Origin of the sequence: Amycolatopsis sp. GM8 (genome assembly GCF_021653975.1) — a bacterium.
In the GTDB taxonomy this organism is placed as follows: Bacteria; Actinomycetota; Actinomycetes; order Mycobacteriales; family Pseudonocardiaceae; genus Amycolatopsis_E.
Map to the genome: position 1 here is coordinate 67,508 of NZ_JAJKFK010000006.1, position 19,952 is coordinate 87,459.

Genomic DNA, 19,952 nt, shown 5'->3' on the forward strand with positions numbered 1-19,952 from the left:
TACGGCTGCGAACCATGTCACGGGTCGCGGAGTCGTGGCCCGGTAGCAATTCCTGGAGGAATGAGATGAGCTTCTATCGCTTTCCGGTAGAGGCCACCCACATCCTGATGTTCGCCAGAGCGATCGGTGACGAGAACCCGGTCTACACCGATCCGGGTTCACCGGCGGCCGCGGAGTTCGGCGGTGCCATCGCCCCGCCGACATTCACCATGGCCTCGGCCCAATTCGATCCGGAGTACGCGTTACGGCCGATGGCGGGCCAGGCGTGGTTCGGCTCGGGCAAGGAGCCGAGTGGCGCCGAGATCGGTGATACCGGCTGGCTGCACGCGGAGCAGCACTTCGAGTACCACCGGCCGTTCGTCGCCGGCGAAGTGCTCACAGCCACCGAATACGCAGGTGAGAAGTGGGCCAAGAAATCGAACCGCGGCGGCACGCTTGAGTTCGAAGAGCGCCGTATCGACTATCACAGCGCCGAGACGGGAGAGGTCGTCGTCACCGCCCGTTTCGTGTACGTGCTGCCCTCGCGGGCAGCGGCCCAGGATTAGAGGTCTTCAATGGCACTGAGCGCGGCACGGTTGACGGTCGGCGAAAGCCGCACCGAAGTGGTCCTCGACAACCTCACGCGAACGCGGATCGTGATGTATGCCGGCGCGTCCGGTGATTACAACCCGCTCCACACCGACGAGGTGTACGTCACGAAGGTGGCCGGGTATCGGACGGTCTTCGCACACGGCATGCTCACCATGGGAGCGACCGGCAAGGTCCTGACCGACTGGGTCGGTGACGGGCGGCTGACGAAGTACAGCGTGCGCTTCGTGGACGTGGTCTGCCCGGGCGACACGCTGACCACGACGGCGACGGTCGAGGCCGTGCATGGTGAAAAGCGCCTGGCCGATTTCACCGTCACCACGGTCAATCAGGACGGGAAACCAGTGGTGGCCGGGCGCGCGACCGCCAGGCTCGATCCGTGACGGCCAATAACCAAACATTGATTGCTAAGTGGTGTACAGTGCGATGCCGTGGAACTTGGACGAGTAGGGATCTGGACGGCGGCGTTCGAAGGCCACCCGTCCGCGGCGGCGCGGTCGGCGGCCCGCGAGCTGGAAGACCTCGGCTACCGTACGCTGTGGTTGAACGAGACGACCGGACGCGATCCGTTCGTCATGGCCGGAATGCTGTTGTCGGCGACGTCGAAGCTCATTGTGGCGCTGGGCATCGCCAACATCTACGCCCGCGACGCGATGACGACCGCGGCAGCTCAGAAGACGCTGGCGGAGGCCTATCCGGACCGGTTTCTGCTCGGCCTCGGCGTCAGCAGTCCGGCGCTCGTCCAGAAGGTGCGCGGCCACGACCCCAGCCGGCCACTGACGTACATGAAGGACTACCTGGAGGCGATGGACCGCGCCCCGTTTCACGCCATCGGCCCGGACCAGCCGCCCCAGCGGATCCTCGGCGCGCTGGGCCCGAAGATGCTGGAACTTTCCGTCAGCCACGCCAGCGGCGCGCACCCGTACCTGACGACGCCCAAGCACACCAGCACCGCCCGCGAGATTCTCGGCCCAGAAGCGTTGCTGGCGCCCGAGCAGATGGTCGTGCTCGAGCCGGACCCGTCGGTGGCGAGGGCGATCGGGCGCGCGGCGATCAGCTACTACCTGCGCGCTCCCGGGTACCTGTCCAACCTGCGCCGGCTCGGTTTCTCCGACGACGATTGGGCCAACCCGAAGGCGGCCTCGGACCGCCTGGTCGACGGCGTCGTCGCCTGGGGTGGTGTCGAGCGGGCCGTCGATCGCATCCGGGACCATCTCGACGCCGGTGCGAACCATGTCGCGGTGCAGGTCCTGCGCGGCGACCGCGAGATCCCTGTGACCGAGTGGCGCGAGCTCGCCGAAGCCTTCGAGCCAGGCCCGAAGTAATGCGCGACCCCGAGCCCTATCGTCCACGGGCCGATCCCGCGGCGCTCGAGGACCTCCGTGCGCGGCTGCGCGCGACGCGCTGGCCGGACACACCCGAGGACGCCGGGTGGTCGCTGGGCGCGGACGTCGCGTACCTGCGCGAGCTCGTCAGTTACTGGGCGGACGGGTTCGACTGGCCGGCACAGGAAGCGGCGCTCGCCCGGCTTCCCCGGTTCCGCGTCCGGCTCGGCGGCCTCGGGGTTCACTTCGTCCACAAGCGGGCCGTCGCGCCGGCCGGGCCGGTCCTCCCGCTGGTCCTCAGTCATGGCTGGCCCGACTCGTTCTGGCGCTACCTGAAGGTCATCCCACTGCTCACCGATCCGGGTGCGCACGGCGCGGACCCCGCCGACGCGTTCGACGTGGTCGTACCGGATCTGCCGGGCTTCGGGTACTCCGAACGCCCCACCGGGCCGCCCCTCGACGCCATCGCCGTCGCCGGTCTGTGGACCGAACTGATGGACGTGCTCGGCTATGCGCGGTTCGGCGCCGTCGGCGGGGACAAGGGCAGCCTGGTGAGCCGGTACCTCGCGCTCGATCACCCCGGCCGGGTCGTGGCCGTGCACCGCATGGACGCGGGCTTGCCGGTCTACACCGGTGACCCCGCCGACCTCACGCCCGAGGAACGCGCCTGGATCGAGGAAGCGACGGCCTGGGGCGGGGCCGAGGGCGCCTATGGCGCGATACACCGCACGAAACCCCACACAGTGGCATTCGGGCTCGCCGACTCGCCAGTGGGGCTCGCCGCGTGGATTGTCGAGAAGCTCAGGGCGTGGAGCGACTGTGGCGGCGATATCGAGCGGGTCTTCACGAAGGACGAGATCCTCACCAATGTCACGCTCTACTGGCTCACGGGGACGATCGGCTCGTCGATGCGCATGTACCACGCGGACGCCGCGATCCCGCCGGAGCAGCATGCCCGCCGGATCGAGGTGCCATCCGGTTTTTCGCTCTTCCGTGGGGATATCGTGCGCCCGCCGCGGGCGTGGCTCGAGCGCACCACCAATGTCGTGCGGGTGACCGAGCCTCCGCGTGGCGGGCACTTCGCGCCGTTCGAGGAGCCCGAACTGTACGCGCAGGAGCTTCGCGAATTCTTCCGTCCCTATCGTGCGGCGGTCACCGAGTCGTCATGACGATTTCGCGCGCTTGCGCGCGGGACGGATTCGCCGCGTTCCCACTTCCAGCGCCGCGTCGACCATCGCCCTGGCGGCCGCCTCCCACACCTGCTCGTCGTCGACGTGACCTGCCGCGCGACGCCGTGCCTCGGCCAGTGCTTTGTAGGACTCGCCGAGGTCATCGTCGTCGTTGCGTGCCGCGGCCATGTAGAGCACCGACCCGAATGTGAAGGACTCCATCATCTCGATGAGCGGGATGATCGACGGCGTCGGCACACCGTTCTCGCGCAGGACACGAACCGCTTCGTCGTAGAACTCCAGTGCGATGCGATGCGGGTGCTGCTTCAGGATGATGGTCACGAGAGCGGGGTGATCCAGGAGCGCCCGGCGGTAAAGCCGTGCTTGGCCGATGAACCATTCCCGCCAGTCGACATCGGTGGAGCCGAGTAAACGCGCGTCCTCGAGCGCGAGCCGCGCGGCGCCCAGCAGGATCTCATCCTTGTTCCGGAAGTGGTGGTACAGCGAAGCACCGTTGACGTCGAGCTCACGGGCGAGACGGCGGATGCTCAGTTCCTCGATGCCTTCTTCGTCGATGATGCGAAGCGCGGCCTCGAGAGTGGTGTGCTTCGAGATGAGAGGCACTTTGGGGCGGCCCACGGCGAGAGCTCCTTCGTCATTCGGTGAAGCCGGAATCGACCGGCCGAGCCATTGTGGAAGTCGATGATTCGCCAGCCTCCATGGGCTGAGTGTAGTTGACGATGGCGGTCCCGCGGGCCCAGGTGCCGCGCGACTCGCCCTAGAAATCCAATCGGTGTTCGGTTACAGTCGGCTCGGTACGGAGACGACTCAGAACATGGGAAGTGTCACCACGCTAAGTATCTGACCAGTTGCAAGGTGTCACGACGCTCTATCACCCGAAATCAACGAAGATCTTCGAGGAACAAGACATGCCAACTGCTGAGCCGGTCGACTCTCGACTCGACGACGATGCCACCGAAAGCGCGCCGGAGTTCGCCGCGGCGCGCGGGAGCCGAATAGCGATCGCGGGCACTCTCGGTACGGTCATCGAATACTACGAGTTCAGCCTTTACGGGTTGCTCGCGGTTTTTCTGGGACCGGTGTTCTTCCCATCCCACGACCCCGCCGTGTCCACCGTCGCGGCATTGGGCACGCTGGCCGTTTCCAACATCGCCAGGCCGGTCGGCGGGTTCGTGGTGGGCAGGTTCGCGGATCGCTACGGCCGCCGGACGACCTTACTGCTGACCGTACTCGTGATGGGGCTGGCGACCGGGGCGATCGGGCTGCTGCCCGGCTACGCGATCATCGGGGTCGCCGCGCCTGTCCTGCTGACGCTGTTGCGGTTCGTCCAAGGATTCGCCACCGCCGGCGAGCTGATGGGCGCCGCGGCGTACGCGGTCGAGTCCGCACCGTCGAAACGCCGCATATTCCTGAGTTCGTTCATCGGCGGCGGTGGCTATTGGGGCTATGTGCTGGCGGCTGTCATCGCGGGCGTTCTCGGCTTTGCGGTGACCTCCGGCGAGATGACGTCGTGGGGCTGGCGAATCCCGTTCCTGCTCTGCCTTCCGCTCGCCCTTGTCTGCCTGTGGCTCCGGAAGGGTTTGGACGATTCACCCGAATTCGTCCGGGAGAAAGCGCGAGACCGGCTGAGCCGGCGCCCGATTCGCGATGTTTTCCTCCGGCATCCGAAATCGCTGCTCGCCGTGGTGGGCATCTCGATCGGCCAGTCCGCGCCAGGGTATCTGGGCCTCATCTACGTCACCGTGTTCCTGATCGGTGAACGCGGTTTTCCGAAGAACGAGGTGTACTGGGGCACGGCGATCGCGATCGGATTGGCCGCGTTGACGACACCGCTGTACGGACTGCTGTCCGAGCGCGTCGGTGGGCGCAGGATGCTGATCGGGGCGAACATCGCGTTCCTGGTGCTGTCCTATCCGCTTTTCCTCGGGCTGGCCCACGCGAAGAGCATCGCCGTCGCGGTGATTTTCCACACCGTTTTCATGCAGATCTCGGCTGCTCAGGCGGCGCCGATCTGGGCACTGGTCACACATTTGTTCCCCACCCGCGTCCGGGCCAGTGGCATGGCGGTGGGCTACAACATCGGGGTGACCGTCGCGGGCGGGTTCGGCCCGTTCATCGCGGCGCAACTCGTGCTGTGGACCGGTTCCGCGCTGGCGCCGGCGTACTGGGTCATCGGCGGGACCGTCATCGGTCTCGCGTCCATTTTGGCCGTCCGTCGTTCGGTGTGAGAGGACAATCCATGGCGCGAACCCGCTTCGGGGTCCACACCGCGCTCGAGAATTGCACGGTGGCGGATCTGCGCACCACCTGGAAACACGCGGAGGACCTGGGGTTCGACTGGGTGAGTGTGTGGGACCACCTCCACCCGGCCGTTCGCCCGCTCGACGCGGGGTCGCTGGACTCCGTGGCGTGCCATGCCGCCCTCGCGCTGACGACGCATCGGGTTCGGGTGGGATCCCTGGTCTACTCGGTGGGGTTCCGCCACCCGGGCATCCTTGCCAGGGCCGCGGCGACCATCGACCAGTTGTCACAGGGGCGCCTGGAACTCGGACTGGGTGCGGGGTGGCACCGCGACGAGTACGAAGCGTACGGGTTCCCCTTCGAGGCGCCGGCGGTCCGGCTCCGGCGGCTGCGTGAAGCCATCGAAGTGGTGCGGCTGTTGTGGGACAACGAGATCGTCGACTACGAAGGGCAGTTCTACCAGCTTCGCGGCGCCCGCTGCGGGGTATGGCCGGTGCAGGAGAAGCCACGGATCTGGGTCGGCGCCTCGGGTGAACGACTCGGGCTGGCGGTGGTCGCCGCGGTCAACGACGGCTGGAACTGCTCGTCCGTCACGCCGGAGGAGTTCGCCCGCAAGCGCGCGATCGTCATGGATGCGGCTGCCGATCCAGGGTCGATCGTCAGTGCGGTGAACCTGAGTTTCGATCCCGCCGACGGCAATTCGGCGGGCCAGATCACCGATGAGGTGGGCCGCTATGTCGATGCGGGAGCCGACATGATCGTCCTGCGGGTGGTCGCGCCGTTTCCCCTCGATGAGCTCGAACAGTTCGCGACGCACGTGATTCCGTGCTTCGCACGATGAAGGAGAACCGATGGACATAGCCGGAAAAGCCGCCCTCGTGACCGGGGGTGCGTCCGGGCTGGGCCTTGCCACGGCACGGAAGCTGGTCGCCGAGGGCGCCGGGGTTGTCATCGTCGACCTGCCCTCCTCGGACGGGAAGAAGATCGTGGCCGACCTCGGGTCCGCGGCCACCTTCGTCGCGGCCGATGTTGCCGACGAGGCACAGGTTCAGGAGGCAGTCACCACAGCGGCCGCCCTGGGGGACTTCGCCATCGCGGTCAATTGCGCCGGTATCGGGTACTCGTCACGCACCGTCGGCAAGAACGGCCCGCTTCCCCTCGACGCCTTCCGGAAAGTCGTCGAGGTCAACCTCATCGGCACGTTCAACGTGATCCGGCTGGCCGCGGCCGCCATGATTTCCCGGGCCGCCGAAGGGGAGGAACGTGGTGTCGTCGTCAACACGGCGTCGGTGGCCGCGTTCGACGGGCAGATCGGTCAGTCGGCGTACTCGGCCTCCAAAGGCGGAGTGGTCGGGCTGACCCTGCCCGTCGCGCGCGACCTGGCACAGCACCGGATCCGGGTGAACACGATCGCTCCCGGGCTGTTCCTGACCCCGCTTCTCCAGCAGCTTCCCGACGACGCACTGGCCTCGCTCGGGGCTCAGGTCCCGCACCCGCGGCGACTCGGCGACCCCGGCGAGTACGCCGCATTGGTGGCCCACATCGTCGCCAACCCCATGCTCAACGGCGAGGTGATCCGCCTCGACGGAGCGATCCGGATGGCGCCGCGCTGATGACCGGGACCGTCAGGTGGGATCAGGGTGCCGACGGGATCGTGGTGCTCACGCTGGACGATCCGAACCAGTCGGCCAACACGATGAACGCCGACTTCCGCGATTCCTTCCGCCGGACCGTGGACCGGCTGGAGTCCGAAAAGGACTCGATCACCGGTGTGGTGCTGACGTCCGCGAAGAAGAGCTTCTTCGCCGGCGGCGACCTCAAGGCGCTGCGGCAGTTCGTGCCGGAGCAGGCGGAGGAGCTCGCCGGGACCGTCGACGAGATCAAGAAACACCTGCGGCGCCTGGAGACGCTGGGCCGGCCGGTCGTGGCCGCGATCGACGGCGCGGCACTGGGCGGCGGGCTGGAGCTGACGCTCGCGACGCACCACCGGATCGCCACGAACCGGCCCGGCACGCTCGTGGGTTTCCCCGAGGTGACGCTGGGCATGCTTCCCGGCGGTGGCGGGATCGTGCGCACAGTGCGGATGGTGGGCGTCGAGACTGCGATGGAGAACTGGTTGGTCCGGGGCCAGCGGCACGCCCCGGCCAAGGCGCTCGAGCTCGGTCTGGTGGATGAGTTGGTGTCCACTGTGGACGAGCTGGTGCCGAGGGCCAAGGAGTGGATCAACGCCCATCCCGGCGCCGTGCAACCGTGGGATGTCAACGGCTTTCGCATCCCCGGCGGAACGCCGGCAGGCCTGTCATGGGCGGCCACCCTGCGAAAGCAACTCAACGGCGCACCGATGCCCGCGCCGCGTGCGATCCTGGCCGCCGCGGTCGAGGGCGCCCAGGTCGGCTTTGACACGGCTTCGCGGATCGAGACACGGTACTTCGTGCACCTGGTGACCGGACAGGTGGCGAAGAACATGATCAAGGCGTACTTCTTCGACGTCCAGCACATCAAGGCGGGTGGCTCGCGGCCGGGGGACGCGTTCGCCGGCGTGGTGAACGACAGCCGTGGTTTCTTCACTTCGCGGCTGATTGCCCAATTCCTCGGCGAGGCAGTCGCCGCGGTCGGAGAAGGGGTGGAGCCGGCCTCGATCGAGCAGGCCGGTGCACAAGCCGGCTATTCCGCGCCACCTCTGCAGTTGATGGACGAGCTGACCCTGACAGCAGGCGGGATAGGGCACACGCACGCGTCGGAGGCGGTGCTCGCCCGGATGATCGACGACTTCGGCCGGCCGGGCCGCTTCGCCGGGGCCGGTTTCTACGACTACGAAAACGGTGAGCGGGTGCGGATCTGGCCAGGATTGCGCACCGCGTTCAATTCCGGCAGCAGGCGGATCCCGTTCATCGACCTGCAGGAGCGAATGCTGTTCGCTGAAGCGCTGGAAGCGGTCAAGTGCTTCGACGAAGGTGTGCTGACCTCGGTGCCGGAGGCCAACATCGGCTCGCTGTTCGGGATCGGTTTCCCGCCGTGGACGGGTGGCGTCATCCACTATGTCAACCAGTACCCGGGGGGACTGCCCGGTTTCGTGGCCCGCGCCAGGGAATTGGCGCAACGGTACGGCGACCATTTCCTGCCCCCCGAGTCCCTGGTCGGCAAGGCCATGGCCGGCGAGATTCGCGAGTGAACCTTTGCCGGCCCTACGTTTCGGCTGGTGTGAGGGGGAAGTGGCAGGCGACGTACTGGCCGGTGCTGGTGGCCGCCATCTGGGGTTCCTCGGTGGCGCACAGGTCCTGCGCGCGGGGGCAGCGGGAGCGGAACCGGCAGCCCGAGGGTGGGTCGAGGGGGGACGGGATGTCCCCGGTGAGGGCGGGGCCGGCGAAATGTCCGTCGAGGTCGGGGCGTGGTACCGAGTCGAGCAGGGCACGGGTGTAGGGGTGCGCGGGGCTCGCGTAAACAGCCTCGGGCTCGCCGAACTCGCAGATCTTGCCCAGGTACATGACCATTACCCGGTCGCTGATCGTCCGCACGACGCCGAGGTCGTGGGCGATGAAGACGACGGTGAGGTCGAATTCGGCCTTGATGTCCTCGATGAGGTTGATGATCTGGGCCTGCACCGAGACGTCGAGGGCCGAGACGGCCTCGTCGCAGACGAGCAGTTCCGGGTTGACCGCGAGCGCCCGGGCGATGGCCACGCGCTGTGCCTGCCCGCCGGAGAGCTGGCGGGGCAGGCGGTCCGCGAAGCGGTCGTAGTCCAGGCCTACGCTGTCCAGCACCGTCCTGGCCCGCTTGTCGCGTTCCCGCGCCGACACACCGGTGGCAGCCAGCCCCTCGACCACGAGCCGGCGGACCGGGCGCCGCGGATTGAGTGAGCCCACCGGGTCCTGGAAGATCATCTGCAGGCGGCGGCGCAGCCGGGTCAGCTGCTTGTGGGGCACGCCGAGCAGATCGGTGCCCTCGAACCGGACCCGTCCGCCGCTCACCTGGCCGAGACGGAGAATCGCCCGTCCGGCAGTGGATTTGCCACAACCGGACTCGCCGACGATACCGAGGGTCTCGCCGCGGCGGATGTCGAAACTGATGCCCGACACGGCCTGCACCGTGCCGGTGGCCGTCTTGAAATCCACACGGAGTTCTTCGACGGACAGCAGCGCCTCGTCCTGCGGGCGCAGATGAGCCGTGCCGCTACCGGCCAACGGTACTCACTCCTCTCGGCGTGACCGGGGTGGTCTCGCGGGATGACGGATGACGGCAACTGTGGCCGTGCTCCGTGCCGGCCAGTGTGGTCCAGACCTGTTCGGGGGAGTCGCATTCGGCTGTGGCGTGGTCGCACCGGGCGGCGAACCGGCATCCCGGCGGTGGGTCGAACGCGCTGGGCAGCCCGCCCCTGATGACCTCGAGCCGGCTGTGCCGGCCCAGGGTGAGCGACGGCGTCGCGCCCAGCAGCGCCTCGGTGTAGCGATGCCGTGGTGCGCCGAAGACGGCCCCGGTCGGACCGGCTTCGACGACCCGCCCGGCGTACATCACGGCCACCCGGTCGGTGCGCCCCGAGACGACACCCAGGTCATGGCTGATGAGCATCAATGACATGCCGCGGGCGCGCCGCAGCTCATCGAGCAGATCGAGAATCTGGCGCTGGATGGTGACATCCAGCGCGGTCGTCGGCTCGTCGGCGATCAGCAGGTCCGGCTCACACGACAGCGCCACGGCGATCATCACGCGCTGCCGCATACCACCGGACATCTGGCCGGGATAGTTCGACAACCGCCGCTCGGGGTCGGGCACACCGACCTCCTGCAATAGCCGCAGCGCCCGGCCGCGCGCCTCCGACCGGCTGATCCCGAGATGCCGGCGCATCCCCTCGGTGAGCTGACGCTCCACGCGCACGACCGGATTGAGCGACCTGCTCGGATCCTGGAACACGATGGCCAGCCGCCGCCCCCACAGCTCCTCCAGCCGCGCGCGGTCACCGCCCAGCAAATCCTGGCCGTCGAACGAAATGACCCCGGAACGAACGGCCTTCGGCGGGAGCAGGCCCATGATCGAGCGGACGAGAACGGACTTCCCCGAACCGGATTCGCCGACCACACTCAGCGCCTCGCCCGGGTACAGCTTCACCGACACGTCGTCCACCGCGCGCACCACCCCTGACGGGGTCGGGATGAACGTGTGCAAGTGGTCCACCTCGAGCAACGGACTTGACCTCATGGAATGCGGCTCCTGCCTCACCAATCGTGTCCTTTGTGGATGGTCTGAAAACGGCTAGTCGCGAGTTGCCCGGTCGAACCGGTGGCGGGCGTAGTCGCCACATTGGTTCAAGGCGAAGACGGTCAGGAAGATCGCCGCCGCCGGCACGAACACCAGGAACGGGTCGGTGCGGAGGTAGTCCTTGCCGTCCGCGATCATGCTGCCCCAGCTGGGCGTGGGCGAGGGAACACCCAGACCGAGAAAGCTCAGCGATCCTTCCGCCACGATCAACGCGGCGACGACCGTCGGGAAGTACGCCAGCACCGACGGGATGACGTTCGGCAGCACCTCCCGGAAGGCGATCCGGAACGGGCCCCAGCCCATATTGCGGGCGGCCAGCACGAATTCCCGCGACGCCCAGTTCAGGGTGTTGGCCCTGGCCAGCCGCGCGAAGGTGGGAATGACCAGCGTGGTCAACCCGATCAACAGGGTGTAGAAACTGGGCCGCAGGATCGAGGAGATCGCCAGCAGCAGCACCAGCGGCGGGAACGCGAGCAGCGCGTCGGTCACGTACATGATGATCGTGTCGGCGATGCCGCGGAAGTAACCCGCGATCAACCCGAGCACCATGCCGATGACCGTGGCGACGGTTCCGGCGATGACGCCGACGAGCAGCGACACCCGAGCTCCATAGACCAGCCGGGACAGCACACTGCGCCCCTGCCCGTCCAGACCCAGCAACTGGTGGAAATCGCCCGACGGATCCGCCCGGGGGAGTCCCACCGGCACCCCGTAGTCGGCGAACGGCAGCACGCCCGCGAACACGGTCACGACGATGACCAGCAGGATCCACGCGGTGGACAACCACACCAGGACGTTGCGGCGCCTGCGCACCGGCGACACGACCGGTGCCGCCACCGAACCGGCCACACTCTCGGCGCTCATCGTGCCGCCGCCACTCGAACGCGCGGATCCAGCATGCCGTACCCCACATCGATGAGGGTGTTGACCAGGACATAGGCGACGGCCACGAACGCGACGACACCCTGCACCATCACGATGTCCCGCGAGCTGATCGCGCCCGCCACGAGCTGGCCGATACCCGGCAGCGAGAAGAACGTCTCGACGATGATCGTCCCACCGATGAGCCGGCCCAGGCTGATCCCGGCCACGGTCAGCAGCGAGAAGGACGACGGGCGGAACGCGTGCCGCCACAAGACATAGCGGGCCGTCATCCCCTTGGCGCGAGCCGCCTCGACGTATTCCTCCCGCAGTGTCGTGCCGAGGTCCGCGCGCAGGATCCGCTGGAACGCGGCCACCTCGATCAACGCCACACACAACGCCGGCAGGAACGCGGTCCGCAGGTTCGCCACGAGCCCCTCCGACAGCGGGTCCCAGCCGATCACCGGGAACACCCGCGCCTCCACAGCGAGGAAGTACACCAGCACCGGCGCCGCCACAAATGCCGGAATGGCAAGGAAAATCGAGGTCAGGCCATTGATCCCGCGATCGACCCCACTGTCCGGGCGCCGGGCCGCGATCGTGGCCAGCGGGATCGAGATGACCAGCGCGATGAGCAGTGCCAGGAACGCGATTTCCAGGGTCACCGGCAGCCGCTCCAGGATCGCGGTGGTCACCGGCTGGTACGTCACCGGCGACGTCCCGAGGTCACCGGTGGCGGCCGAGCCCAACCAGGACAGCCACTGGACGAACACCGACCGGTCCAGACCCATTTCGTGCTCGAGCCGGGCGACCTCCGCGGGGTTCGCGTTCTCGCCCAGGATCACCGACGCGGCGGAACCCGGCGCGAGGCTGAGCAGGACGACCACCAGGAAGGTGACCAGGAGAATCACCAGCACACCGCGGAACAATCTCTTCACCGAGAACTGAAGCATGCGTTTCTCCGGGTCGGATTCCAGTGGCGGCCACGGTCACTTCGACGTCCACAATTGATCCGTGCGCAGGTTGGCCTGTGCGTAGAGCTTCACCCCGTGCACGTGCTGGCCGGCCAGGATGGAGTAGTCGGGCGCGAGGTAGATCAGCCACGGGTACAGCTCGTTGTAGCGCTTGGCCACATCGGCGTAGGCCTGCTTGCGCTGTTCGGGGGTGGCGCCCCGGCGCCCGGCCTCCAGTGCCGCGTCGAGCTGGGGGTCACCGAGTCCGATGGTGTTGTTGGCCTCGCCGCTGTGCAGGGCCTCGTACAGCTGGGGTTCGGGCTCGGAGAAGAGGACACCGCCGGCCATCATCTGGAAGGTCTGCTGCGCCGACTTGGCCGTGGCCGCGGGGAAGTCCAGCACCTCGACCTGCACGGTGACGTTCTTGAACTTGCGCAGCTGCGCCTGCACCGCTTCCGCGGTCTTGACGCTCACCGACGTGGTGTAGCTGGTGATCGAGAACGAGACCGGTTTGCCCTCGGCCGCCAGCTGGTCGAACAGTTGCTGCGCCCGCGCCGGGTCGTGCTGCGGCAGCGGGGCGTCGCTGTAGAACGGGGAGCCCTTGTGGAACAGGGTCTGCGGCACGGTTCCCTTGCCGTCCACGGTGCTCGCGTTGATGAATTCCCGGTCCACGGCACGCAGGACCGCCTCGCGGGCCCGGACGTCATTGAACGGCGCCAGCCGGGTGTTCAGGTTGTAGAGACGGCCGCCGCTGAAGTCCTGAGTCGTGGTCTGCAGCCCTTCGTCCTGGGCCTGCTTCATGATCGAGGCGGAGAAGGCGATACCGGCATCGGCCGTTTTCGTCAGCACGGCGGACAGCACCTGGTTCTCGTCGCCGTTGGGCAGCAGCGTCAGCTTGTCGAGATAGGGCCGCGGCTTGTCGTAGTACGAGTTGTTCTTGGCGAGCACCATCGGCCCGTTGCGCCGCCAGGACTCGAGCACGAACGGGCCGGCACCGATCGGGGCGGCGTCGAACGCGGCCGGACCGGCCTGCAGCGCTTCGGGCTTGGCGATCCAGTTCATCGAGCTCTCGACGATGCTGTTCGGGTACTGCGGGATCGGCTCGGACAGGGTGAAGGTCAGGGTCTGCCCGGCCGGGGCCAGGTTCTTCAGATGGGCGGCCGCCGCCCGGTTCCTGGGCGCCACCTGGGGCGCGTTGATCCGCTCCCAGTTGGCCTTGACGTCGGCGGCGTCCACCGGCGTCCCGTCCGAGAAAACCAGGCCATCGCGCAGCTTCAGCGTCCAGTTCGTGCCACCGTCAGTGGTGCTGAGGCTCTCGGCCAGACCGTACTCGTACCCGCCGCCGGTCTTGTCGATGAGCAGCTGGCCGAACAGTGAGTTGCCGACCATGGCGTTGACGGCACCGTTGTTCTGCATGGTGCGCGGATCCAGCGTTCGCGGTTCGGTCGACTGCAGCACGGTCAGCGACCCACCCTGCCGTGGGGGCCCGGCGTCGGCGTCGCCGCTCCCGCTTTCCGACGCGCCCGACCCGCAGGCCACCAGTAACACGGAGACCAGCGCAAGCCCGGTGATAGCTCGCAGGTGCTTTGCCAACACGCGACGGTGTCCTTTCATCCAAACATGATCAACAACAGGGAAACCGCGGCGGAGAGACCGCCGGGTGTGTCGAGAGAACGGGCCGGATCGTCGCCAGGGGCTGAGGGCACGGCCGGTCAGGCGGCGGGCGAAGGCTATGTGTCCGCCATGAAGCTCCTCCTTCGGATGCGGCTCTGCACCCTCCGCGACGGGAATCCCGGTCAGAGCTGGGAAATCCGCGTCGCACAACAGCGACGTCGACCTGAAACGTTGTCCGGCCGGATGGCTGTCACGAGCTGGCTCGGGCCACCGGACCGGTAGAAATCGGACATACAGTAACACTTGCCGGAAGCATTGCAAAACGTTTCTTCCGGACACGGCGAGGTCTCGCTGTGGCGGCGATGGAGGTACCTGTTTTCCCCTGGAACCAGACGAGCCACGCGACGGTGTCGTCGCGTGGCTCGTTGAACGGTGTTCCCGGATTCAGAGCGCGAGGCCGCCTGAAATGTCGATGACCTGGCCGGTCACCCAGCGCCCGTCGTCCGACGCGAGGAACGCGACAACGCCGGCGACGTCGTCGGACTGGCCGAGCCGGCCGAGTGCGACGCGCGCCTTGGCCTGTGCCGAGGCCTCCTCGTTGTCCTGCAGGTGCGCGTTGTTCCTGGTGAGGACGATGCCGGGGGACACCGAGTTGACGGTGATCCCCCGCGGGCCGACTTCCTTGGCCAGGGCCAGCGTGAACACGTCCAGGGCGCCCTTGCTGGCGCCATAGGCGATCATGTGCGGGCTCGAGATGCGGGTCGCGGCACTGGAGATGTTGATGATGCTGCCGCCGTCGCGCAGGCGCGGCAGGGCGAGCTGGGTGATGAAGAACGGCGCCTTCACGTTGACCGCGAACACCTCGTCGAAGTTCTCCTCGGTGAGCGAGGCCAGCCCGGTGGGGCTCCCGGCGGCGGCGTTGTGGACGAGGATGTCCAGCTTTCCGTCGGGGGTGAACTCCTTGCCCGCGGCATCGAAGGCGTCCCAGAGGCGGGCCGCGTCGCCGGCGCCGCCCAGTCGCGCGTGCACCGCGAACGCCTGCCCACCGTCCTTTTTGATGTGTTCGACGGTGTCGAGAGCCGCCGTTTCATCGTGGGCGTAACCGATACCCACGACGACGCCGTCGCGGGCGAGCCGTTCGGACGTCGCCCGGCCGATGCCCCTGCTGCCACCCGTGACGAGAGCGACCTTGTTTTCCACTGTCATACCTTTCCTTTTTCCCTTGGTACTGCGATAGGCGCGAGAAGCTGACCAGTCGGCTCCTGGCGTGTGGAGCGCCGCGCGGACACGAGGACGATCGCGGCGACACAGAAGACGCACATGATGATCGACACCCAGATGGCCGCCCGGGTGAGACCGGAAGCGGTGGCGATCGCGCCGCCGCCGAGCGCGATGCCGCCCTGCACGAGGTAACCGACGAGGAAGACGGCCGAAATGAGCCTTGCCCGGTGGTGCGGCTGTGCCGCGGCCGCCGCGGTACCCATACCGCCGGCCATCAGTAGGCCGACCGAGGGGCCGGCCAGTACGGAGGACACGATGAACATCGCGAAGGTCCCGGTCGCGGCCGCGAGGAGGAGCGCGACGAGGCTGAGGATGGCGAAAGCGGCGCCGATGATGATGGCGCGGCGCAGGGTGAACCGGCCGGCCAGCCAGGATCCCACGACGGTGAGCGCGGTCGAGCCGCACAGGATGAGGCCGATGGCCAGTGGGCTCGCGTCGCGCAGGATGCTCTGCGCGATGTCGGAGCCGAGCGAAATGAACACCGCGCCGATACCGAAGCCGGCGGAGGCGGTGACGGCGGCGATGGCGTAGGGCATGCCGAGACCGCGCGGGATGCCCAAACCCTGGGGCCGCCACCGCCCGGGAGCCTCGAACGCCGCCGGGTTGTGCCGCGGCAGGAATGTCGTGAGGACGATCGCCACGACGAACACCGCGGCCAGTAACCAATACGGCGAATGCAGCGGGTCGGGCGCGAACTGGACGAAGAGCGCCCCGACGAGAATCCCGAGCGTCACACCGCTGGCCTGGCCGGCGGAATTCAGCGGGCCGACGGCGCGGGGGCTGTAGGGGTTGTAGTCCACGAGCGCGGCGCTGGCGGAGCCGATGACGAGGCCGACGCCGATGCCCTGCAGGATCCGCCCGGCGAACACGATGGCGATCGACGGCGCGAAGCCGAACACGATGGTGCCGGCCAGCAGGAACACGAGGCCGATGAGGATCGCGGTCCGGCGTCCGATGTAGTCGGAGACGTTGCCGAACAGGAGGAGCATCAGCACGAGCACGGCCGGGTACACCGCGAAAACCGCCGTGGTGACCACCGTCGGCAGCTGCCAGTCGGCCGCGTAGACCGGGTACAGCACTGACGGGGCACTGCTGGCCCAGAGCGCCAGGAGGACCGCGAGCGCGACCGTCCAGAAGCTCCGTTTCGAGATCACGACGCCAGTCATGGCGGGACTCCTCTGACTTGAGTTGGTTCAAGTCAGAGTCTAGCTGGCTTTAGATCACTAAAGTCAAATGGCCGGCACCGGGGCACGCGTCAGCAGCACCGACTCCGGGGGCACCTGCTCGCCGGACTCGTTCACATAGCCGAGCCGGACCTGCTGCCCGGTGGCCTTGTCGATCACCTGCATCGGCGCGCAGTCCGACCCGAGATGTTGGTCACCCCACTGCATGAGCCCGATGATGACGGGCATCAGATCCTGGCCCATCGGGGTGAGGACGTACTCCTCACGGGGACGCTGCCCCGCCTCGACGTACCGGGATTTGGTGAGCAGGCCGACGTCGACCAGATGCCGCAGCCGGGCGGCGACGGTCGCCTCGGTCAGCGGCAACCGCTCGACGAACTGGTCGAACCGGCGGGTCCCCCAGAGCGCCTCGCGCATGACCAGCAGCGACGACGTGGGGCCCAGCAGAGTGAGCACCCGCTCGACAGAACAACTCACCTCAGAGGAAGAAGCCACCCTGCCAGGGTAACCGCTGGTGGCGTCCGGTCCGGCGTTCCGGATCAGGCTGTGCGGGCCTGGGGCTCGAACGAGCGCAGCATGTGACTCACGTACCGGCGTGAGGCCATCGCGGCCTCCGCGCCCGCGGCGGCGATGACGCCGGCATTGCCGGCCACCAGCAACCAGAAGTCGTCGGGCCGGACACCGGGCCGGATGGTCCCGTCCGCCTGGGCGCGCCGGAGCAGGGTGGTCGCCACCTGCTCGACCTGTGCGCGCTGCTGTTCCATGCCCCGCCCGGTGATCAGCGCCGTGGTGTACGCCGCGGTGAGCCCCTTGTCGGCGACCTGGTAGGCGCAGAAAGTGTGGACCATGGACCGCAAGGCGTGGGCCGGATCGGGATCGCGCAACGCCGCCGCGCCCGCGGCCGTGCATTCGGCGTGCTGGTCGGCGAACGCGTCGGCGACCAGCTGGTCGCGGTGGGGGAACCGCCGGTAGAGCGTCGCGACGGCGACCCCGGCGCGCCGGGCGACCCGTGCCATCGGCGCGCTCGTACCGGCCTCGGCGAAGACTTCCCGGGCCGCTGTCAGGATCCGGGTGCGGTTCTCCTCGGCGTCCGTGCGCATGATCCCAATTTACGCGAGTGAAGTGCGCATTCGCGGCGCGGATGTTTCGCAGTTGCTCGCCTGCCGGTGCCCGCGCGCCGCAGTGTGATCGGTGTGACGACCACTTCGCGCGCCGCGCGCTACGACCGATACGGCCCTCCGGATGTCCTCCACATCGCGACCACGCCGATTCCGGTGCCCGGACCGGGAGAGGTCCGGGTCAGGGTGCACGGATCCAGCGTGAACGCGGTCGACGTGGCCCTGCGCTCCGGCGCCGCGCGGTTGCTGAGCGGGCGTCGTTTCCCGCGCCGCCTCGGCCTGGACTTCGCCGGCGAAATCGACGCGGTCGGGCCGGGTGTCACCGGATGGCGCCAAGGGGACCGTGTCTGGGGTGGCGTCCGTGGCTTCACACGCGGTCAGAACGGCGCCGCGGCCGACTACGTGCTCGTCCCGCGAACACAACTTTCCCTTGCACCGGCCGGAATCGACCTCGTGACGGCGGCGGCTTTGCCGGGTGTGGGGGTCACGGCGCTGATCGCGCTGCAGCGGCACGCGCGGCTGCGGGAAGGCCAGCGGATGCTGTTGCGCGGCGCCGCCGGAGGCTTCGGCAGCGCCGCCCTGCAACTGGCGGCATCGCTGGGTGTGCACGTCACCGCGGTGGCGGGCGCCCGGCATCTCGACGCGCTGCGCGAACTGGGCGCCAAGGAAGTTCTGGACCGCCGGCTGATCCATCCCGGGGATCTGCCGGGCTACGACGTGGTCGTCGACGGGGTCGGCACCGACCTCGCCGCCTACCGCAGGCTGGCGCCGCGGACCGTGACGATCGCTTTCGCGCAGCCGGGTGCCCTGGCCACCGTCGCGGCGTCGACCGTCTTCGGCAGCCGCCGCATCCGCAGTTTCAGCGGCCGGCTGCGTGCCGCTGACCTGGCCACGCTGACCCAGCGGGTGAACGACGGTCACCTGCAACCAGTGGTAGCAGGCGTCTATCCGCTGGAGGAGGCTGCGGAGGCTCATCGCCGCCAGGAGGCCGGCGGAAACCTGGGCAAACTCGTGATCAGCTCGCTTTGACGCCGAGGCGGTTTCGGGCACTCAATGCGCGCGCAGGCCGTCGGCCCGGGCGGCACACGCGCGAGTAGGTGACCGCGCTCCGCGCCGAGCTCTCGGGCAGCGGCCACGTCCGGGTGCCGGGAGCGCAGCCCCGCCGCTGCTGCTGGCCGCGCTCGGCGCCGCGTCGGGCTTCGCCAATTACCGGACGCTCCTCGGCCGCCTGGGGAAAGCGCAACGTCGCGGAGACGATCGTCGCCGGGGACGAGGACGCCGTGGCGGACGCGGGCGCGACCGATGTGCTGGGCGGTCTCGTCGGCGACGACGCCGAACGGGCCGGAACCCTGGGGCGCAGCACTAGACGGCCTGGTCGCGCCCCGCGATCCGGTCCGGGAGGCGGGCGGCCAGATACTCCACCAGTTCGCTGATCCGCCGGGGCACGTGGACGTCGTCGGACAGGAGCGCGTAGATGTCCGCGGGCGGTGTCGGCACGCCGGGCAGGACGCGCACCAGGGCGCCGCTGTCGAGGTGGGGCCGGACCTGCCACTCCGAACGCATGATCACCCCGTGACCCTGCAGCGCCCAGTCGGTCACAACGTCCCCGTCGTTGCTCGACAGACGGCCGTGCACGCGCATCTGGCGCGGGCGGCGGGCGTCCCCGAAGTGCCACAGTGCGTAGCCGCCCTCGTTTTCGCGGAGCACGATGCAGTCGTGGTCGGCCAGGTCCTCGATCCGTTCGGGCATTCCCCGTTGTGCCAGATAGGACGGTGCGGCACAGGGCACGCGGCGGTTCTTCGCCAGCCGGCGCATCCGCAGCGTGGAGTCCGGCGGGGTGCCGACGTGCACGGCCATGTCGAACTCGCGCCGGTGTGGCCGCAACGGCAGTGACGATGTGTCGAGCTGGACGTTCAGGTGAGGATGCAGTGCGGTGAACCCGCCGACGAGCGGTGCCACATGCGCCCGCCCGAGGCCGAGCGTGGCCTGGACCACCACGGACCCCCGCAGGTCCCCGGAGCGGTGGGTGATCAGGTCGTCGACCTCGCGGACCTGGGCGAGGATCCGCTCCAGGCGCGAGGCATAGAGCTCCCCTTCCGACGTCAGCACGAGCCGGCGGGTGCCGCGGTGCACCAGGCGCACGTCGAGCCGGCGTTCCAGGGCGCTCAAGCGCTTGCTGACAACGGGAAGCGAGCACTCCAACTCCCGCGAGGCGGCCGTGAGCGTCTCGCTGGAGGCGACCACGTGGAAGAACTGGAGGTCGTCCACAGCGGACCGGTGTCTTTCCATAGGCGAAAGGATAGGTTGCCTCCCGCGCGCTTGCCGTGGTGTCCGGCGCGGCCCA

The 19,952-nt window shown here is 68.3% G+C and carries 20 protein-coding genes; 9 read left to right on the top strand and 11 right to left on the bottom strand.

Annotated elements, in window-relative coordinates; translation table 11 throughout:
- Positions 1-65 precede the first annotated feature (65 nt).
- From LOZ83_RS26675 to LOZ83_RS26690, 4 genes are read left to right on the top strand one after another with little or no spacing between them, the layout of a single operon-like run.
- Positions 66-545 carry a MaoC family dehydratase N-terminal domain-containing protein gene (locus LOZ83_RS26675; RefSeq protein ID WP_236794435.1) on the top strand — a complete coding sequence of 160 codons (480 nt, stop codon included), beginning with the start codon at positions 66-68 and terminating at the stop codon, positions 543-545.
- A gap of 9 nt (positions 546-554) precedes the next feature.
- On the top strand, positions 555-971 hold the full coding sequence (locus LOZ83_RS26680) for a MaoC/PaaZ C-terminal domain-containing protein (RefSeq protein ID WP_236794436.1): 417 nt from the start codon (positions 555-557) through the stop codon (positions 969-971).
- Positions 972-1,019: 48 nt separating this feature from the next.
- On the top strand, positions 1,020-1,913 hold the full coding sequence (locus tag LOZ83_RS26685; protein ID WP_236794437.1) for a TIGR03620 family F420-dependent LLM class oxidoreductase: 894 nt from the start codon (positions 1,020-1,022) through the stop codon (positions 1,911-1,913).
- Entirely contained in the window at positions 1,913-3,082 is a 1,170-nt protein-coding gene (locus LOZ83_RS26690; protein ID WP_236794438.1) for an epoxide hydrolase family protein, read from the top strand. The genes LOZ83_RS26685 and LOZ83_RS26690 overlap by 1 nt, the downstream gene beginning before the upstream one ends.
- On the opposite strand, the gene LOZ83_RS26695 is transcribed toward LOZ83_RS26690, so the two are convergent.
- Positions 3,077-3,721 carry a TetR/AcrR family transcriptional regulator gene (locus LOZ83_RS26695; RefSeq protein WP_236794439.1) on the bottom strand — a complete coding sequence of 215 codons (645 nt, stop codon included), beginning with the start codon at positions 3,719-3,721 and terminating at the stop codon, positions 3,077-3,079. The two genes, LOZ83_RS26690 and LOZ83_RS26695, sit on opposite strands and share 6 nt — an antisense overlap.
- Positions 3,722-4,011: 290 nt before the next feature.
- Here LOZ83_RS26695 and LOZ83_RS26700 point away from each other — a divergent pair, with 290 nt between their 5' ends.
- Genes LOZ83_RS26700 through LOZ83_RS26715 form a run of 4 tightly spaced genes read left to right on the top strand, consistent with a single transcriptional unit; the run spans position 4,012 to position 8,516 of the window.
- A complete protein-coding gene (locus tag LOZ83_RS26700; protein WP_236794440.1) occupies positions 4,012-5,331 on the top strand; it encodes an MFS transporter in 1,320 nt (439 codons plus the stop codon).
- A gap of 11 nt (positions 5,332-5,342) precedes the next feature.
- Positions 5,343-6,185, top strand: a complete 843-nt coding sequence (locus LOZ83_RS26705; protein ID WP_236794441.1) for an LLM class flavin-dependent oxidoreductase — start codon at positions 5,343-5,345, stop codon at positions 6,183-6,185.
- Positions 6,186-6,195: 10 nt separating this feature from the next.
- On the top strand, positions 6,196-6,957 hold the full coding sequence (locus LOZ83_RS26710; RefSeq protein ID WP_236794442.1) for an SDR family NAD(P)-dependent oxidoreductase: 762 nt from the start codon (positions 6,196-6,198) through the stop codon (positions 6,955-6,957).
- Positions 6,957-8,516 (top strand): enoyl-CoA hydratase-related protein, encoded by a 1,560-nt coding sequence (locus LOZ83_RS26715; RefSeq protein ID WP_304512163.1) that lies wholly within the window; start codon positions 6,957-6,959, stop codon positions 8,514-8,516. The genes LOZ83_RS26710 and LOZ83_RS26715 overlap by 1 nt, the downstream gene beginning before the upstream one ends.
- 13 nt (positions 8,517-8,529) lie before the next feature.
- Here LOZ83_RS26715 and LOZ83_RS26720 read toward each other — a convergent pair whose 3' ends face one another.
- The 9 genes from LOZ83_RS26720 to LOZ83_RS26760 all read right to left on the bottom strand — a co-directional run bounded on the left by LOZ83_RS26720 (position 8,530) and on the right by LOZ83_RS26760 (position 17,590).
- The gene (locus LOZ83_RS26720) at positions 8,530-9,525 is read right to left on the bottom strand and encodes an ABC transporter ATP-binding protein (protein WP_236794443.1); all 996 of its coding nucleotides are present in this window, start codon (positions 9,523-9,525) and stop codon (positions 8,530-8,532) included.
- The gene (locus tag LOZ83_RS26725; protein WP_236794444.1) at positions 9,515-10,537 is read right to left on the bottom strand and encodes an ABC transporter ATP-binding protein; all 1,023 of its coding nucleotides are present in this window, start codon (positions 10,535-10,537) and stop codon (positions 9,515-9,517) included. The genes LOZ83_RS26720 and LOZ83_RS26725 overlap by 11 nt, the downstream gene beginning before the upstream one ends.
- Before the next feature lie 54 nt (positions 10,538-10,591).
- Positions 10,592-11,461, bottom strand: coding sequence for an ABC transporter permease (locus tag LOZ83_RS26730; RefSeq protein WP_236794445.1), 870 nt, complete (start codon positions 11,459-11,461; stop codon positions 10,592-10,594).
- Entirely contained in the window at positions 11,458-12,411 is a 954-nt protein-coding gene (locus LOZ83_RS26735; RefSeq protein ID WP_236794446.1) for an ABC transporter permease, read from the bottom strand. The genes LOZ83_RS26730 and LOZ83_RS26735 overlap by 4 nt, the downstream gene beginning before the upstream one ends.
- 36 nt (positions 12,412-12,447) lie before the next feature.
- Positions 12,448-14,007 (bottom strand): ABC transporter substrate-binding protein, encoded by a 1,560-nt coding sequence (locus LOZ83_RS26740; protein WP_236794447.1) that lies wholly within the window; start codon positions 14,005-14,007, stop codon positions 12,448-12,450.
- A 462-nt stretch (positions 14,008-14,469) separates the two neighbouring features.
- Positions 14,470-15,231, bottom strand: coding sequence for an SDR family NAD(P)-dependent oxidoreductase (locus LOZ83_RS26745; RefSeq protein ID WP_236794448.1), 762 nt, complete (start codon positions 15,229-15,231; stop codon positions 14,470-14,472).
- Entirely contained in the window at positions 15,228-16,472 is a 1,245-nt protein-coding gene (locus LOZ83_RS26750) for an MFS transporter (protein WP_236794449.1), read from the bottom strand. Before LOZ83_RS26750 ends, LOZ83_RS26745 begins: the two co-directional genes overlap by 4 nt.
- 63 nt (positions 16,473-16,535) lie before the next feature.
- On the bottom strand, positions 16,536-16,985 hold the full coding sequence (locus LOZ83_RS26755) for a helix-turn-helix domain-containing protein (RefSeq protein WP_236794450.1): 450 nt from the start codon (positions 16,983-16,985) through the stop codon (positions 16,536-16,538).
- Positions 16,986-17,029: 44 nt separating this feature from the next.
- On the bottom strand, positions 17,030-17,590 hold the full coding sequence (locus LOZ83_RS26760) for a TetR/AcrR family transcriptional regulator (RefSeq protein ID WP_236794451.1): 561 nt from the start codon (positions 17,588-17,590) through the stop codon (positions 17,030-17,032).
- 93 nt (positions 17,591-17,683) lie between these two features.
- On the opposite strand from LOZ83_RS26760, the gene LOZ83_RS26765 reads away from it, so the two are divergent.
- Positions 17,684-18,637 (top strand): NADP-dependent oxidoreductase, encoded by a 954-nt coding sequence (locus LOZ83_RS26765; RefSeq protein WP_236794452.1) that lies wholly within the window; start codon positions 17,684-17,686, stop codon positions 18,635-18,637.
- 333 nt (positions 18,638-18,970) lie between these two features.
- Here the strand turns inward: LOZ83_RS26765 and LOZ83_RS26770 are convergent, their stop codons facing one another.
- The gene (locus tag LOZ83_RS26770) at positions 18,971-19,897 is read right to left on the bottom strand and encodes a LysR family transcriptional regulator (RefSeq protein WP_236794453.1); all 927 of its coding nucleotides are present in this window, start codon (positions 19,895-19,897) and stop codon (positions 18,971-18,973) included.
- Positions 19,898-19,952: the final 55 nt, after the last annotated feature.